Below are 16,755 nucleotides of genomic sequence, written 5' to 3'. Positions count from 1 at the left end.
CGACCCCGAGCCATGCTCAATACGCTGCGCAAGATCGTCCAGGAAGTAAACTCCGCCAAAGATCTCAAGTCGGCGTTGGGGATCATTGTCTTGCGCGTCAAGGAAGCCATGGGCAGCCAGGTCTGCTCGGTCTACCTGCTCGACCCGGAAACCAACCGCTTCGTGCTGATGGCTACCGAAGGCCTGAACAAGCGCTCCATCGGCAAGGTCAGCATGGCCCCCAACGAAGGCCTGGTTGGCCTGGTCGGTACCCGGGAAGAGCCGCTGAACCTGGAAAACGCTGCCGACCACCCGCGTTACCGCTACTTTGCCGAAACCGGCGAAGAGAAATTCGCCTCCTTCCTGGGTGCGCCAATCATCCACCACCGCCGTGTGGTCGGTGTACTGGTCATCCAGCAAAAGGAGCGCCGCCAGTTCGACGAGGGCGAAGAAGCCTTCCTGGTCACCATGAGCGCCCAGCTTGCCGGGGTTATCGCCCACGCCGAGGCTACCGGCTCGATCCGTGGCCTGGGCCGTCAGGGCAAAGGTATCCAGGAGGCGCGCTTCGTGGGTGTGCCGGGGTCGCCTGGCGCCGCCGTGGGGCGTGCGGTGGTAATGTTGCCGCCGGCCGATCTGGAAGTGGTCCCGGACAAGACCGTCGATGATATCGACGCCGAACTCAGGCTGTTCCAGAACGCTCTGGAAGGTGTGCGCGACGACATGCGCAAGCTGTCGGCCAAGCTCGCCACCCAGCTGCGCCCGGAAGAGCGCGCGCTGTTCGATGTGTATCTGATGATGCTTGAAGACGCAGCCTTGGGCGGAGAGGTGACCGAGGTCATCAAGACCGGCCAATGGGCCCAGGGCGCCCTGCGCCAGGTGGTTGGTGAGCACGTCAACCGCTTCGAACTGATGGACGATGACTACCTGCGTGAGCGTGCCTCCGACGTCAAGGACCTGGGGCGGCGCCTGCTGGCGTATCTGCAGGAAGCACGTTCGCAGTCGCTGGTGTATGCCGACAACACCATCCTGGTCAGTGAGGAACTGACACCGGCCATGCTCGGTGAAGTGCCGGAAGGCAAGCTGGTCGGCCTGGTCTCGGTACTCGGCTCGGGCAACTCCCACGTCGCCATCCTCGCGCGGGCCATGGGCATCCCCACGGTGATGGGCCTGGTCGACCTGCCGTACTCCAAAGTCGACGGTATTGAACTGATCGTCGACGGCTACAAGGGCGAAGTGTTCACCAACCCCAGCGAAGTGCTGCGCAAGCAGTACAGCGAAGTGGTCGAGGAGGAGCGCCAGCTTGCCCAAGGGCTGGATGCACTGCGCGAACTTCCGTGCATCACCCCCGACGGCCACCGCATGCCCCTGTGGGTCAACACCGGCCTGCTCGCTGACGTGGCTCGTGCCCAGCAGCGCGGCGCCGAAGGGGTAGGCCTGTACCGCACTGAAGTGCCGTTCATGATCAACCAGCGCTTCCCCAGTGAGAAAGAGCAGCTGGCCATCTACCGTGAGCAGCTGGCGGCCTTTCACCCGCTGCCGGTGACCATGCGAACCCTCGACATCGGTGGTGACAAGGCGCTGTCGTACTTCCCGATCAAGGAAGAAAACCCGTTCCTCGGCTGGCGCGGCATCCGCGTCACCCTCGACCACCCGGAAATCTTCCTGGTACAGACCCGCGCCATGCTCAAGGCCAGCGAGGGCCTGAACAACCTGCGTATCCTGCTGCCGATGATTTCCGGCATTCACGAGCTGGAAGAGGCGCTGCACCTGATCCACCGCGCCTGGGGTGAAGTGCGTGATGAAGGTACCGATGTACCGATGCCGCCCGTGGGTGTGATGGTGGAAATTCCAGCGGCGGTGTACCAGACCAAGGAACTGGCGCGGCAGGTGGACTTCCTGTCGGTCGGCTCCAACGACCTGACCCAGTACCTGCTGGCGGTGGACCGCAACAACCCGCGGGTTGCCGACCTGTACGACTACCTGCACCCGGCGGTGCTGCAGGCGCTGAACACGGTGGTGCGTGACGCCCATGGCGAAGGCAAGCCGGTGAGCATCTGCGGTGAGATGGCCGGTGACCCGGCAGCGTCAGTCCTGTTGATGGCCATGGGCTTTGACAGCCTGTCGATGAACGCCACCAACCTGCCGAAGGTCAAGTGGATGCTTCGCCAGATCAATATGGGCAAGGCCAAGGAACTGCTGGCCGAGGCCTTGAGCCATGACAACCCGCAGGTTATCCACAGCTCGCTGCAACTGGCCTTGAAGAACCTTGGGCTGGCGCGGATGATTGGGCCTGAAGCCAACAAGACCCTCTGACTGAGCGTTTGCCTGTTCGGGCTCTTCGCGGTTAAACCCGCTCCTACGCGCGGAGCGGGGGGCACACATCGGTGGCCCGGCACAGGCCGTTGTAGGAGCGGGTTTACCCGCGAAGAGGCCCGAACAGACAACATCAAATGCTCAGGCCAGCAACTCTATTTCACCCAAATGCCCGCCAAAAGGCCCGAAACTGCGCTCAACCAGCCGCCTTTGCCCCTTTTTATCCACAATCAGCACTGTACTCGCCCGGGTCCCGTAATTCTGGCTGGCGATGAACACGCTCGACAGCAACTTCTCAGTTGCCAACCCCACGCCTGTCTCGGGTAGATCACCATCAGCCGCGGGCTCGTTATCCGCAAGTAATGCCAGCAGCCTGTGCGGCTCCGGTGTGTCCAGCAGGCGCTGCAGCCCGTCACGTGCCTTCACTAGTTTCGGCCACGGTGTATCCAACCCGGCGTTCGAAAGCCCGTAAACCCCAGCCTTCAGCAGGCGCGGCGTGGCCTCACGGGCATGCAGATAACCCAGTTGCTGCCCGTCACCCACCAGCAGGTTGAACCCCGAGTACTGCCCGCTACGGCTGGTTACCTGGTCCAGGTAAGCCTCGACCCCCAGCTCCCCTTGCAGAAACGCCGCCACCAGCTCACCCCGCGAGCGAGGCCCCGGCGCCTGGCCCGGGTCGCGGATGTTGGTCAGCGCGGCAAAGCGCTGCTGTGGGCCTACGCCCAGCCAGGTACCGCCTGCCTCCAGGTCGCGCCCGGCATGCACCCCAGGTGCATCCTCCCAGGCCGCCAAGGGCTGAGTGGGGCGGGCATAGAATTCGTCGCGGTTGGCCGCCACGATCAGCGGCAGGGCGTGCCCCGGCCGCCAGGCAAATACGATCAGGCACATGGGGTGGGCCTCCGTGTTTTTTTGTCACTGTACCCACAGGAGCAGTGCGGATCCATCCTGACACAGAGTTCACTAGAGCCCCGAGCCCGGCTTCCGTTACCATGCCGGATTGATTTTCTAGGGGAAGCCGAATGGAATTCGTGCTCTATCTGTTGTTGGGCGCCTGTGCCGGTGTGCTGGCCGGGCTGTTCGGCGTGGGCGGCGGCATCATCATCGTGCCGGTGCTGGTGTTCAGCTTTACCCTGCAGGGTTTCGACGCTTCGGTGCTGACCCACCTGGCAGTCGGCACGTCGCTGGCCACCATCGTCTTCACTTCTATCAACGCCGTGCTGGAGCACCACCGCAAGGGTGCCGTGCAATGGTCAATCTTCGCCTGGATGACCCTTGGCATCCTGCTCGGGGCGGGTGTCGGCGCCAAGACCGCCTCGCTTATCCAGGGCCCGCTGCTGCAAAAGATCATTGGCGTGTTCGCCCTGGTCATCGCCGCGCAGATGGCGCTGGACCTCAAACCCAAGGCCAGCCGTGGCGTCCCCGGCAAGCCCGCATTGATCGGCGCAGGCGGCGTAATCGGCTGGGCTTCGGCCATATTCGGCATTGGCGGTGGTTCGCTGACGGTGCCGTTCCTCACCTGGCGCAGCCTGCCCATGCAGCAGGCAGTGGCCACGTCCTCGGCCTGTGGCCTACCGATTGCTGTGGCTAGTGCCCTGAGCTTCATGCTGCTGGGGTGGCACGAGGAGCATCTGCCGCCTAACAGCCTGGGTTACGTGTACCTGCCGGCGCTTGTCGGCATTGCCGTGACCAGCATGTTTTTTGCCCGCTTCGGCGCGCGCCTGGCGCACAAGCTGTCGCCCCGTTTGTTGAAACGCCTGTTCGCAGCCCTGCTGTTCTGTGTCGGCCTCAGCTTTTTGATTTGAATCGAGAGGAAGTTCCATGCTGCCTTACCCGCAGATAGACCCCGTGGCCTTGGCCATCGGGCCGCTGAAAATCCATTGGTACGGCCTGATGTACCTGATCGGCATCGGCGGTGCCTGGCTGCTGGCCTCACGCCGGCTGAACCGCTTCGACCCCACCTGGAACCGCGAGAAGCTGTCCGACCTGGTGTTCTGGCTGTCGATGGGGGTGATTGTCGGCGGGCGCCTGGGCTATGTGCTGTTCTACGACCTGCACGCCTACCTGGCCAACCCGACGCTGATCTTCGAAGTGTGGAAGGGCGGTATGTCGTTCCACGGCGGCTTCATCGGCGTGATGCTGGCGGCCTTGTGGTTCGGCAAGCGCAACAACAAGTCGTTCTTCGAGCTGATGGACTTCGTCGCCCCGCTGGTGCCGATTGGCCTGGGCGCCGGGCGTATCGGCAACTTCATCAACGCCGAGCTGTGGGGCAAACCCACCGACGTGCCATGGGCGATGATCTTCCCGCCGTTCAGCGACCCAGCCCAGTTGCCACGCCACCCGTCGCAGCTCTACCAGTTCGCCCTTGAGGGCGTGGCGCTGTTCGTCATCCTGTGGCTGTTCTCGCGCAAGCCACGGCCGACCATGGCGGTGTCGGGAATGTTCTCGCTGTGCTACGGCATCTTCCGCTTTGCCGTGGAGTTTGTCCGGGTGCCGGATGCACAACTCGGTTACATCGCGTTCGGTTGGCTCACTCAAGGCCAGTTGCTGTGCATTCCGATGATAGTCGGTGGCCTCGTCTTGATCTGGTGGGCTTATAATCGCAAGCCCACGGCGAAACCCGCCTGATTAATCCCACGGCAGGGGCGATCCCCCTGCCGTTTTTGCTACAGGTAAGCCATGAAACAGTATCTGGACCTGGTCCGCGACGTCATCGACAACGGCACGTTGCAAGGAAACCGCACCGGCATCCGCACCATCAGCCTGCCGGGCGCGATGCTGCGTTTCGACCTGCAGAAGGGCTTTCCGGCCATTACCACGCGCAAGCTGGCGTTCAAGTCGGCGATTGGTGAAATGGTCGGTTTCCTGCGTGGCGTGAAGAACGCCGGTGAGTTCCGCGAGCTGGGCTGCAAGGTCTGGGACCAGAATGCCAACGAAAACGCCCAGTGGCTGGCCAACCCGTTCCGCCAAGGCCATGACGACCTGGGCGAGATCTATGGTGTGCAATGGCGCCAGTGGCCGGGCTACAAGCGCATCCCGCTGAGCAACCCGGCGGCCATCGAAATGGCCGAGCAAGCCGGTTTCCGCCGCATTGCCCAGGACGAAGAGGACGGCGTCGCGTTCGTCATCCTGTACAAGGCGATCGATCAGGTGCGCCAGTGCCTGGACACCATCGCCAACGACCCGGGTAGCCGCCGCATCCTGTTCCATGGCTGGAACTGCGCGCAACTGGACGAAATGGCACTGCCACCGTGTCACCTGCTGTACCAGTTCCACCCGAATGTCGAGACCAGGGAAATTTCCCTGACCCTCTACATCCGCTCCAACGACCTGGGGCTGGGCACACCGTTCAACCTCACCGAAGGTGCGGCGCTGCTGTCGTTGTTCGGCCGCCTGACCGGCTATACACCGCGCTGGTTCACCTACTTCATCGGCGATGCCCATGTGTATGAAAACCATCTGGACATGCTCAACGAGCAGCTCCAGCGCGAGCCGCTGGAGGCGCCGAAGCTGGTCATCAGCGACCGTGTGCCGGCATTTGCCGAAACTGGCAAGTATGAGCCGGAGTGGCTGGAGAAGATCGAGCCGAGTGATTTCTGGCTGGAAGGTTATGAACACCACGCGCCGATGACAGCGCCGATGGCGGTCTGATAGATCTCCATTGTTTGAACTGGCTTCTTCGCGGGTGAACCCGCTCCACAGGGTACTGCACAGGCCTAAGTCGTGCGCGGTCCCTGTGGGAGCGGGTTCACCCGCGAAGAGTTTGGCTCAATGCCCGTGACTGCGCCCCACATGCGAATGTTCGGTATCCGGCACCGATACCGCCCCGTTCGTCTCCAGTTGCTGCAAGATCGCGCACTCACTCCCCTGCGCATTGCAGCGCCGCCGCAGCTCCACCAACTGCTCTTGCAATGCCACCAAGCCATCGATCCGCGCCTGAACATGCTCGATATGCTCGTCGATCAGCGCATTGACGCTGCCGCACGCGTCGTCGGGGCTGTCGCGCAGGCGTAGCAGGCTGCGAATTTCGTCCAGGGTCATGTCCAGCGTGCGGCAGTTGCGGATAAAGGTCAGCCGCTCCACATGGGCCTGGGTGTATAGCCGGTAGTTGCCGTCGCTGCGCGCTGGCTCCGGCAGCAGGTTTTCACGCTCGTAGTAGCGGATGGTTTCCACCGCGCAGTCGGTGGCTTTGGCCAGTTCTCCGATCTTCATCACGAAATCTCCAGCAAGTGGCTTGACCCTATAGTGGCTACAGGGTGTTCACTTGGCAACAGGCTCAATTTAAGGATGACCCCATGAACCAGCCTGTCAGCCACGAACACAAGCATCCGCACGATCACGATCACGCTCATGGCGATGACGACCATGGCCATGCTGCCCACGGCCACAGCTGCTGCGGCGCCAAAGCCGCACCGCCGCTGGTGCAACTGAGCGAAACGGCCAGCGCCCAGGCGCAACTCAGCCGTTTCCGCATTGATGCGATGGACTGCCCCACCGAGCAGACCCTGATCCAGGACAAGCTGAGCAAGCTGGCCGGTATCGAACAGCTGGAATTCAACCTGATCAACCGCGTGCTTGGCGTGCGCCACACCCTGGATGGCACCGCCGATATCGAGCGGGCTATCGACAGCCTGGGCATGAAGGCCGAGCCGATTGCCGCCCAAGACGATGGCAGCGCCAGCGTGCCACAACCGGCCAAGGCCCGCTGGTGGCCACTGGCATTGTCGGGCGTTGCCGCAATCGCCGCCGAAATCGTGCACTTTGCTGCACTCGCCCCGGAATGGGTGGTGGCGGGCCTGGCACTGGCAGCGATCCTCGGTTGCGGCCTGGGTACTTACAAGAAGGGCTGGATTGCCCTGAAAAACCGTAACCTCAACATCAATGCACTGATGAGTATCGCCGTGACGGGGGCCGTATTGATTGGCCAGTGGCCGGAAGCGGCTATGGTGATGGTGCTGTTCACCGTTGCCGAACTGATCGAAGCGCGCTCGCTGGACCGTGCGCGTAATGCCATCAGCGGCTTGATGCAACTGACCCCGGACATGGCTACGGTGCAGCAGGCCGATGGCCAGTGGCGCGAGCTGGAAGTGCGTGAGGTAGACATCGGCGCACTGGTGCGGGTGCGCCCGGGTGAGCGCATCGGCCTGGACGGTGAAGTGACCAGTGGGCAATCCAGCGTCGATCAGGCACCGATTACCGGCGAAAGCCTGCCTGTGGAGAAGGGGGTGGGCGACAAACTGTTCGCGGGCACCATCAACCAGGCGGGGGCGCTGGAGTTTCGCGTCACCGCCGCTGCCGGGCAGTCGACCCTGGCGCGGATCATCAAGGCGGTGGAGGAAGCACAAGGCGCGCGGGCGCCTACCCAGCGCTTTGTCGACCGTTTTTCGCGCATCTACACCCCGGTGGTGTTCGCCATCGCCTTGGCCGTGGCGCTGATACCACCGCTGTTCATGGCTGGCGCCTGGTTCGACTGGGTTTACCGCGCCTTGGTGCTGCTGGTGGTGGCCTGCCCGTGCGCGCTGGTGATCTCGACCCCGGTGACCATCGTCAGTGGCCTGGCCGCCGCTGCGCGCAAAGGCATCCTGATCAAGGGTGGCGTGTACCTGGAGGGTGGCCGCCACCTTGATTTCCTGGCCCTGGACAAGACCGGCACCATTACCCATGGCAAGCCGGTGCAGACCGACGCCAAGGTGCTGGTGCCGCTGTTCGAAGACCGTGCACAGGCCTTGGCGGCCAGCCTGGGCGAGCGTTCGGACCACCCGGTGTCCCGCGCCATTGCCGAGTTCGGCAAGCAGCAAGGCCTGGCCTTGAGCGAGGTCAGTGACTTCGCCGCCCTGGCCGGGCGTGGCGTGCGTGGCGTGATCGCCGGTGAGGTCTACCACCTGGGCAATCATCGTCTGGTCGAGGAGCTGGGGCTGTGTTCGCCAGCGCTGGAGGCCCAACTGGATGCGCTGGAGCGCCAGGGCAAGACAGTGGTCCTGCTGCTCGACCGCTCCGGGCCACTGGCACTGTTCGCCGTGGCCGACACGGTCAAGGACAGCAGCCGTCAGGCGATCGCCGAATTGCATCAACTGGGTATCAAGACTGTCATGCTGACCGGTGACAATCCCCATACTGCGCAGGCCATTGCCGCCGTGGTGGGGATCGACCGCGCCGAGGGCAACCTGTTGCCGGCCGACAAGCTGAAAACCATTGAGGCCTTGTACGACCAAGGCCATCGGGTGGGCATGGTCGGTGACGGCATCAACGACGCCCCGGCGCTGGCTCGCGCCGAAATAGGCTTTGCCATGGCTGCTGCCGGCACCGACACGGCGATCGAGACTGCCGATGTGGCGCTTATGGACGATGACTTGCGGAAAATCCCGGCCTTCGTCAGGCTGTCGCGCCAAAGTGCGGCGATCCTTATGCAGAACATCGTTCTGGCATTGGGCATCAAGGCGATATTTTTGGCGATTACCTTTGCCGGCATGGCCACGATGTGGATGGCGGTGTTCGCTGATATGGGCGTGAGCTTGCTGGTGGTGTTCAACGGCTTGCGCCTTTTGCGTAAATAGAGGACGTGCATGCTGAGTGCCGAGCTGAAGGCCTTCTACATGGTGGCCCGTCTGGGCAGCATCACCCAGGCGGCGAAGAAGCTTGGCCTCAGCCAGCCCACGGTGACCACCCAGATCCGCAGCCTGGAAGGCCAGTACGCTGTGGAGCTGTTCTACCGCGGCGGGCGGCGCCTGGTATTGAGCGAGGAAGGCCTACGCCTGCTGCCGATGGTCAAGGCGCTGCTGCAGCAGGAAGCCGACATCGAGTTCGAGCTGCGCAACAGTGGCCAGGCCCAGGGCAGCTTGCGCATCGCTGCCACTGCGCCTTACTACATTCTCGACCTGGTCAAGGTCTATCGCGAACGCCTGCCGCAGGTTGAGGTAGCGGTGGAGATCGGCAATTCGCAGCAGGTACTGGAAATGCTTGAGGATTACCGGGTGGATATTGCCGCGTCGTCGCAATGGGTGGAGGACGCACGGTTGGTGCGGCGGATATTGGGCACTGACCCTTTGGTGGTGGCGGTGCACCGTAACCACCCGCTGGCCCATCGCCAGACGGTGTCGATCGAGGTGGTGTCGGGGCATTGCCTGCTGATGCGCGAGAAGGGCTCGACCACACGCAAGCTGACCGAGCAGATGATGCAGGAGGCTGGGGTCAAGGCCAGCGCCATGATGGAAATCGGCAGCCGCGAGTCGATCCGCGAAGCGGTGCTACGCAATATCGGCATCAGCGTGATTGCCCGCCATGAGGTGCCGCACAACCCTGAACTCCGGGTGCTGGCGCTGGAGAATGCGCCGGTGATGCATGAGTACCTGTATTGCCTGAAGGAACGGCGCCAGGCGAGGTTGCCGGCGGCATTCCTGGGGGTGGCGCAGGAAGTGGCCGGTTCGCAGTTCTAGATTCTTCGCGGTCCACTACTAAATCTGCCTATACCACTATCACCGGCTTTTGCCTTAAAGCCACAGAACCTTCGCACAGCCTGCCTAGCATGGCCCCATCTCTTCGATGAGGCCCTGCCATGAACCACACCACCCCCGGCGCACAGATAAAAGTGTGCAATATCCACAAGCGCTTCGGAGCCTTCACGGCGCTCAACGATGTCTCGCTGGACATCGCCGCGGGCGAGCTGGTGTGCCTGCTCGGCCCATCCGGCTGTGGCAAGACCACGCTGCTGCGTTGCATTGCCGGCCTGGAACGCCAGGACCGCGGTACGCTGTACATCGGCGAACGCGATATCTCCGATCTGTCTCCCCAGGCGCGGGACTACGGCATCCTGTTCCAGTCCTACGCGCTGTTTCCCAACCTTACCGTCGAAGCCAATATCGCCTATGGCCTGTCGGGCAGTGCTCGGGAGCAGGCCCGCCAGCGGGTGGCCGAAATGCTCGAACTGGTAGGCCTGTCGGGCAGCGAGAAGAAGTACCCAGGCCAGCTCTCCGGTGGCCAACAGCAACGTGTGGCCCTGGCCCGCGCTCTGGCACCGTCGCCATCGCTGCTGCTGCTCGATGAGCCGATGTCGGCGCTGGACGCCCGGGTGCGTGAGCACTTGTGCACCGAACTGCGTCAGTTGCAGCGCCAACTGGGCATCACCACGTTGATGGTTACCCACAACCAGGACGAGGCCATGTTGATGGCCGACCGCATTGCGGTGATGAACAACGGTCAGGTCGAGCAGTACGCCACCCCGCAGGAAATCTACGACCATCCGGCCACGCCGTTCGTTGCCGAGTTCGTCGGCCAGGGCAACTGGCTGCCGTTCCAGCGCAGCAGCGACAACCATGCTCAGGTCGGCGACATGAACATGCGCCTGGCGCCGGGGTCATCCCAGGCCAGCAGTGGCCGGCTGTTCTGCCGCCCGGAAGCGATCACGGTCAACCCGGTGGTGCACGAAGAGAACCTGTTCCCGGCCATGGTCCGTGAAATTACCTTCCTCGGTAACCGCTGCCGCATGAGCTTTGAACTCAAGGCTCTGCCAGGCCATGCCCTGCTGGCCGAGCTGGCCCCCGAGGCCATGCCGCGCCTGGGCTCGCAGGACATCTGGGTGGCGTTGCCGCCGCAGAGCCTACAGGTGTTTGCCTGAGATGGCCGCGCCAATGTCCCTGCCGTTGAGCCAGGCCAAAGCCACGCCGCGTGCTGGCATCGCCCTGGGTGACCGGTTGTTCGTCATCGGCGGCAAGAGCCTGCTGCTGATTCTGTTGGTGCTGGCCGTGCTGATGCCTTTGCTGGCGATCTTCTGGCGTGGCTTCAGCGGGGAAGCGGGCCAGGGTGGTGGCTTGCTGGCGGCCCGTGAACTGTTCGCCAGCCCCAGCTTCCACTGGCTACTTGGCAACAGTCTGTCGGTGGCCTTCACCGTCGCGGCCATTGTGGTACCGCTGGCCTATTTGTTCGCCTTTGCCCTCCAACGCACGTTAATCCCGGCCAAGGGCCTGTGGCGGGGGATTTCGCTGCTGCCATTGCTGGCACCGTCGATGCTGCCGGCCATTGCCCTGGTCTACCTGTTTGGCAATCAGGGCCTGCTGCGCGGGTTGCTCAGCGACAATATCTACGGCTTCTGGGGTATCGTGCTGGGCGAGGCTATCTACACCTTCCCGCATGCGCTGATGATTCTGCTGTCGGCACTGTCACTGGCTGATGCTCGCCTGTTCGATGCGGCCTCCAGCATGGGGGCAGGCTCGTGGCGGGCGTTCACCAGCATCACCTGGCCGGCCTCGCGCCAGGCGGTATTCGCGGCGTTTTGCCTGGTATTCACGCTGACTATCACAGACTTCGGTGTACCGGTCGTGGTGGGGGGCGACTATCAAGTGCTGGCGCTGGAAGCCTACAAGGCGGTGGTGGGCCAGCAACAGTTCGGTCGTGGAGCGCTGATCGGCATGGTGCTGCTGTTGCCGGCCCTGTTCAGTTTTACCGTCGACGCCTGGCTGCGTAGGCGCCAGGGCGAGGCCATGGGCGGCCGAGCGCAGGTATTCGAACCCAAGCCATCACGCAGCCGCGATGCCTGCTTCCTGACCATTGTGCTGCTGGTGTGCGCGGCGTTGCTGGTGGTGATCGGTATGGCGGTGTACTCCTCGCTGGTCACTTTCTGGCCCTACAACCTGTCGTTGTCGCTGCGCCACTACATGTTCGAAGACACTGCCGGTGGCGGCTGGCTGGCCTACCGCAATAGCGTGACCATGGCCATTGGCACCGCGCTGATTGGCAGCATCGTGATCTTCACCGGTGCCTACCTGATGGAGAAGACCCAGGGCCAACGCCTGCTCAACCATGCGCTGCGCCTGCTCAGCTTCATCCCCATGGCCGTGCCGGGCCTGGTACTGGGCCTGGGCTATGTATTCTTCTTCAACCTGAACGGCAACCCGCTGCATGTGTTGTACGGCGGCATGGGGTTGCTGGTGGTGTGCACCATTGCCCATTACCTGACCACCGCGCAGATGACCGCGACCACCGCCCTGCGCCAGCTCGACGGCGAGTTCGAGGCCGCCGCGCTGTCGCTGAAAGCGCCGCTGTACAGGCACTTCCTGCGTGTGACCATGCCGATCTGCCTGCCGGCGCTGCTGGATATCATCCGCTACCTGTTCGTATCGGCGATGACCACCGTGTCGGCAGCGATTTTCCTGTACAGCCCCGACACCCTCCTGGCTGCAGTTGCCGTGCTGAACATGGACGACGCCGGCAACGTTGGCGGTGCCGCCGCCATGTCCACTCTCATCCTGCTGACCAGTGCCGGCGCTTCACTGTTGCTGGCTGCAGCCTCGCGCGGCCTGCTGCGCCGCTCCCAAGCCTGGCGCCAACGCGCCGCGACCGTCTGACTTCCAAGGAACCTACCCATGCACAAGCACCTTGCCCTTGCCGCTGCCGTTTCCGCCGTGTTCAGCCTGCAGGCGTCGGCCGCCGATACCCAGCTGACGGTCTACACCGCGTTGGAAGCCGAACAGCTGAAAACCTACAAGCAGGCCTTCGAAAAGGCCAACCCGGATATCGAGATCAAGTGGGTGCGTGATTCCACCGGTATCATCACCGCCAAGCTGCTGGCCGAGAAAGACCGCCCGCAAGCCGACGCTGTGTGGGGTCTGGCGGCGTCGAGCCTGGCCATCCTCGACCAGAGCGGCATGCTTGAAGCCTATGCGCCCAAGGACCTGGGCAAGATCTCCGGTAATTATCGCGACGCCGCCAACCCGCCAGCCTGGGTTGGCATGGACGTGTGGGCCGCCACCATTTGCTTCAATACCATCGAGGCCGAAAAACAGGGCCTGAGCAAACCGGTGAGCTGGCAGGACCTGACCAAGCCTGAGTACAAAGGCAAGATTGTCATGCCCAACCCGGCCTCGTCCGGCACCGGCTTCCTGGATGTCAGTGCCTGGTTGCAAACCTTTGGCGAGCCGCAGGGCTGGGCCTATATGGACGCGCTGCACCAGAACATCGGCCAGTACGTCCATTCCGGCTCCAAACCATGCAAGTTGGCGGCGGCGGGCGAGTTCCCGATCGGTATTTCGTTCGAATACCCGGCCGTGCAGCTCAAGCGCCAAGGTGCGCCGTTGGACATCGTGCTGCCGAAGGAGGGTTTGGGCTGGGAGATCGAGGCAACCGCGGTGATCAAAGGCTCGCCCAAGGCGGATGCGGCCAAGCGCCTGGCCGACTTCTCGGCCAGCCCGGCGGCCATGGAACTGTACAAGGAAAACTTCGCCGTACTGGCCGCGCCGGGCATTGCCAAGCCGCAGACCGAACTGCCGGCAGATTATGAGCAGCGGTTGATCAAGAACGACTTTGTCTGGGCTTCGAAAAACCGTGACCAGATTCTGGCCGAATGGCGCAAGCGCTATGACGGTAAGTCGGAGAAGGTGGCAGCGCAGTGATTGGGTGAGGGCTGGTGGGTGTCCGGCTTGAGGTTTTTGTCGCCTGTGAGATCGAGCGCCGCCCGCGCGGCGCATCGCGAGCTGCGCTCGCTCCTACGTTTGTTTCGGGCCAATCATTCCTGCGGGATTTGCGCGCGTCCCCCCTTGGCGCATGCCGCGATATCGCGTCGTACAAACAAGGCGGTCGCGCGCGCCTGTCACAGGCATAACTGGCCCGAAACAAACGTAGGAGCGAGCGCAGCTCGCGATGCGCCGCGCGGGCGGCGCTCGATCTCACAGGCACCACATCCTTCAAGGCATACCCCTCGCAGCCCCTCAAATCTGCGAAACCAGCGCTTCGAGCTGCTCCTGCCGCTCAGCCTGGTTCAGCTTTGCCCCTGAATTGAGGGTGGACCACTGCGGGTGCGCCCGCGCTTTGACCAACGCCTCCGGCAACTTGCCCTCACGCCAGGCCTTTTCATCCAGCTCCACCAGACGAATGCTGTCCTGTGCCGCATGCCCGCGGTTATCCAGCGCCACCATCAACTGCTGCTGACGCAAGGCCAGCAAACGCAATACTGTATCGTCCACGGTCAGCTCGCGCTTGCCCTTGAGCTTGCCCATCAACCGTGACCCATAGTTGCGCGCCGTCTGCAGCGCGCCGCCGGCAATCGCCCCGGCCAGCGCCGCTGCGCCGAGGGTAAGGCCACCAACCAGCAAATCGACCCCGGCACCGGCCGCAGCCCCCGCCGCCACACCGCTTCCCAAGCGCACGCCCAGCAGTTTCAACGTCTCTGGATTGAACAAATCATCGCCCCAGCGGCCATCCAGCAACGGCAGGTCGCTGGCATGGGCATCCTCGCGGCGGAAGGCATACAGCTTGAGCAAGGCCTCGACGCAACGCTGTTCACGTTGGCGTATGTCCTGGCGCAGCGCCTCGATGGCCCGGGCTTCTGCCGCCGGTTCGGCCTCGACACTGCGCCGGCATGCAGCGCAGTCGAGCAGCAGTTCGGCGATCAGGCGCTTGCCGCTGTGCCGGCGTGCCAGGCGCTGCGCCTGCTGGTCGTCGATCAGCCGTTGCAGTGCCGGGCGGGCGCTTTCCAGCAGCAGCGCCAGGCTTTCGTACAAACGGCGTTCGCCATCCTCTGGCGGGGCCACGCTGTCGAACCGCACCAATGCGTGAAGCCCAAGCCGGGCAAGGGCTTCACGCCATTCCGGTTCGCGGTGCTGGCTGCTGGCGACGAAGTTGAGCACCGGCAGCAACGGCTTGCCGCAGTTGGCCAGTACTTCCAGTTCGTCTCGGTACTTGGCCAGCACCGGCTCGCGCGCATCGATCACATACAGGCCGGCATTACTGGCCAGCAGTTGGCGCAATACCTTGGCCTCCTGCTCGAAACGTTGGCGCGCTTCGCTGCCCTGCAGAAAACGCTCCAGGCGGGCCGGGCCGTCCAGGCGCTCGCCCGGGCGTTCCAGACGTTCAAGGTAGTCGAGCAGCGCGATGGCATCTTCCAGGCCGGGCGTGTCGTACAGCTCCAGCAAGGGTTCACCGTCCACAGACAGTCGCGCACCTTCCACATGGCGGGTGGTGCTGGGGCGGTGGGACACTTCGCCAAAACCGACGTCGCGGGTCAGGGTGCGCAGTAGCGAGGTTTTGCCAACATTGGTATGGCCGACCACGGCCAGTTTCAGTGGCTCAGTCATGGCCATGCTCCAGCCAGGTCAGCGGTGAGGTGTCGGCATGTTGCAGGCCAAGGCGGTCAAGGGCCTCGTGCCAATCGCCCAGGCGCTCGGCATCGAGGGGCTGGCCCGGTGCGGCCTGCAGCAGCCAGATACGGGTGGCGCCGGCATTGCGCGCCAGTTCGGCGAGCAGCGCCAAACTGCCTCGGTCGGGCGAGCGGCGTGGGTCGCAGGCGATGGCCAGGCGTGCCGGTGGGAAGCGGCTGAGCTGTTCCAGCAGCCGGTTGCGTGATTCGCGGCTGTCGAGCACGCCGGCATCGGTCACGCTTTTGGGCAGGGCGGGTGGCCAGGGGCGCTGGTCATCCAGCTCCAGGCCCACCAGCAGGGCACCGCTGCTGCCGCTTTCCAGCTGCCCGGCGGCAAATTGTGGCAAGGCTTCCGGTGCGGCGTCCTGCACGCCGATGCGCTCGCTGCGCGGCATCAGTGCCTCGCGCAGTTGCGCGTAGCCAGGCAGGCCCAGGTCCAGCGTCAGGCGTTCACGGCCCTGGCGCCAGCGCCACAGGCATAGCCCGGCCAGCAGCAGGCGGGGCAGCAGGCCGTATACCAGCACCACGCCGAGCAGCCAGCTGGCCCAGGCCTGGCGTGCCATGTCCAGGGCCGGCAGGCTGTCGCCGCTGGCGCGGATCATGGCTTCGTCGGGCACGGCGAAGCCCAGCAATGAGGGCAGGGTGCCCAGCGCTTGGGTCAGGTGAATGAACGGGTCGGCGGCGAGCAAGGTGGTTTCCCAGACAAAGCCATAGCGCCGGGTCGCCAGCAAGGCCAGCAGCATGCCCAGTGCGGTAAGCATCGCCAACAGCCAAAGGCCATGTACCAACAGGCCGAGCAGCCACCGGTTGAGGCGTTGACGTTGCAGCAGCACCAGCAGCGCTGGCGCCAGGTGCGCGGCCTGGGCATCGCGGGCAAAGCGTTCGCTTAGCCACAGCCACAAGCGGCCCAGCCCTGCGCCATGCTCGCCGCTCAGGGCAAAACCCATGGCCCAGCCCAGCAGCATCAGCAGGTTCAGCCCGAGCAGGCTGCCCAGCGCCCAGAACACATTCACCGGGCGCTGCCCGTCACCGAGGGCGGCCAGCCCCAGGCCTGCGCCGCTGAGCACGGCCATCAGCAGCAAGGCCAGCAGCGCCAGGCGCGCGCCCTGCTTCCAATGGCGCAGGGCGCCGGTCATGCCATCGCGCTCGGCGAGGAACAGCGCACGTGTTTCGATGCGCGTGGCCAGGTCGCCACCTAGCTGGCGGGCGTGGCGGTTGGCTTCCTGGTCTTCCAGCGGGCCGGCATGTTCTTCGCGCAGGCGTACCGCTTCGGTGAGCCAGCGCTTGTCCAGTGGCGTGGGTGCAGTCACAAGGTCTTCCATTGCACAGGTCAAGGCAGAAGC

The 16,755-nt window shown here is 63.9% G+C and carries 13 protein-coding genes; 9 read left to right on the top strand and 4 right to left on the bottom strand.

What is annotated here, in order from left to right; genetic code table 11:
• Positions 1 to 12: 12 nt before the first annotated feature.
• The gene (gene ptsP / locus ACE4QZ_RS26470) at positions 13 to 2,292 is read left to right on the top strand and encodes a phosphoenolpyruvate--protein phosphotransferase (protein ID WP_021783579.1); all 2,280 of its coding nucleotides are present in this window, start codon (positions 13 to 15) and stop codon (positions 2,290 to 2,292) included.
• Positions 2,293 to 2,433: 141 nt separating this feature from the next.
• Here the strand turns inward: ptsP and ACE4QZ_RS26465 are convergent, their stop codons facing one another.
• Positions 2,434 to 3,180, bottom strand: coding sequence for an NRDE family protein (locus tag ACE4QZ_RS26465; protein ID WP_021783580.1), 747 nt, complete (start codon positions 3,178 to 3,180; stop codon positions 2,434 to 2,436).
• Positions 3,181 to 3,311: 131 nt separating this feature from the next.
• Here ACE4QZ_RS26465 and ACE4QZ_RS26460 point away from each other — a divergent pair, with 131 nt between their 5' ends.
• The 3 genes from ACE4QZ_RS26460 to ACE4QZ_RS26450 are packed head-to-tail and all read left to right on the top strand — an operon-like array spanning position 3,312 to position 5,940.
• Positions 3,312 to 4,094: a sulfite exporter TauE/SafE family protein gene (locus ACE4QZ_RS26460; protein ID WP_021783581.1), complete on the top strand. Its 783-nt coding sequence runs from the start codon at positions 3,312 to 3,314 to the stop codon at positions 4,092 to 4,094.
• Positions 4,095 to 4,110: 16 nt separating this feature from the next.
• Positions 4,111 to 4,917, top strand: coding sequence for a prolipoprotein diacylglyceryl transferase (lgt, locus tag ACE4QZ_RS26455; protein WP_010955678.1), 807 nt, complete (start codon positions 4,111 to 4,113; stop codon positions 4,915 to 4,917).
• A gap of 51 nt (positions 4,918 to 4,968) precedes the next feature.
• Positions 4,969 to 5,940, top strand: coding sequence for a thymidylate synthase (locus ACE4QZ_RS26450; protein WP_028697543.1), 972 nt, complete (start codon positions 4,969 to 4,971; stop codon positions 5,938 to 5,940).
• Between the two features lie 117 nt (positions 5,941 to 6,057).
• Here the strand turns inward: ACE4QZ_RS26450 and cadR are convergent, their stop codons facing one another.
• Positions 6,058 to 6,501: a cadmium resistance transcriptional regulator CadR gene (cadR, locus tag ACE4QZ_RS26445; protein WP_021783632.1), complete on the bottom strand. Its 444-nt coding sequence runs from the start codon at positions 6,499 to 6,501 to the stop codon at positions 6,058 to 6,060.
• Between the two features lie 83 nt (positions 6,502 to 6,584).
• On the opposite strand from cadR, the gene ACE4QZ_RS26440 reads away from it, so the two are divergent.
• From ACE4QZ_RS26440 to ACE4QZ_RS26420, 5 genes are all read left to right on the top strand, one after another.
• Positions 6,585 to 8,843: a heavy metal translocating P-type ATPase gene (locus ACE4QZ_RS26440; RefSeq protein ID WP_279934622.1), complete on the top strand. Its 2,259-nt coding sequence runs from the start codon at positions 6,585 to 6,587 to the stop codon at positions 8,841 to 8,843.
• A gap of 9 nt (positions 8,844 to 8,852) precedes the next feature.
• Positions 8,853 to 9,722, top strand: coding sequence for a LysR family transcriptional regulator (locus ACE4QZ_RS26435; RefSeq protein ID WP_021783634.1), 870 nt, complete (start codon positions 8,853 to 8,855; stop codon positions 9,720 to 9,722).
• A 119-nt stretch (positions 9,723 to 9,841) separates the two neighbouring features.
• Positions 9,842 to 10,900, top strand: coding sequence for a putative 2-aminoethylphosphonate ABC transporter ATP-binding protein (locus ACE4QZ_RS26430; protein ID WP_021783635.1), 1,059 nt, complete (start codon positions 9,842 to 9,844; stop codon positions 10,898 to 10,900).
• Between the two features lies 1 nt (position 10,901).
• Positions 10,902 to 12,626, top strand: coding sequence for a putative 2-aminoethylphosphonate ABC transporter permease subunit (locus tag ACE4QZ_RS26425; RefSeq protein WP_101196382.1), 1,725 nt, complete (start codon positions 10,902 to 10,904; stop codon positions 12,624 to 12,626).
• Positions 12,627 to 12,644: 18 nt separating this feature from the next.
• Complete coding sequence (locus tag ACE4QZ_RS26420) at positions 12,645 to 13,670, top strand: putative 2-aminoethylphosphonate ABC transporter substrate-binding protein (RefSeq protein ID WP_021783637.1); 1,026 nt, start codon at positions 12,645 to 12,647, stop codon at positions 13,668 to 13,670.
• A 315-nt stretch (positions 13,671 to 13,985) separates the two neighbouring features.
• Here ACE4QZ_RS26420 and ACE4QZ_RS26415 read toward each other — a convergent pair whose 3' ends face one another.
• Together ACE4QZ_RS26415 and ACE4QZ_RS26410 are read right to left on the bottom strand one after the other, a co-directional pair.
• Positions 13,986 to 15,350 (bottom strand): GTPase/DUF3482 domain-containing protein, encoded by a 1,365-nt coding sequence (locus ACE4QZ_RS26415; protein WP_274101969.1) that lies wholly within the window; start codon positions 15,348 to 15,350, stop codon positions 13,986 to 13,988.
• Positions 15,343 to 16,734 (bottom strand): DUF2868 domain-containing protein, encoded by a 1,392-nt coding sequence (locus ACE4QZ_RS26410; protein WP_274118885.1) that lies wholly within the window; start codon positions 16,732 to 16,734, stop codon positions 15,343 to 15,345. Before ACE4QZ_RS26410 ends, ACE4QZ_RS26415 begins: the two co-directional genes overlap by 8 nt.
• Positions 16,735 to 16,755 lie beyond the last annotated feature (21 nt).

It is taken from the genome of Pseudomonas sp. DCA-1, from assembly GCF_046523955.1.
Classification (GTDB): Bacteria; Pseudomonadota; Gammaproteobacteria; order Pseudomonadales; family Pseudomonadaceae; genus Aquipseudomonas; species Aquipseudomonas putida_Y.
Note: the sequence above shows the minus strand (reverse complement) of the source record. Positions and strands in the feature narration are given on the sequence as shown.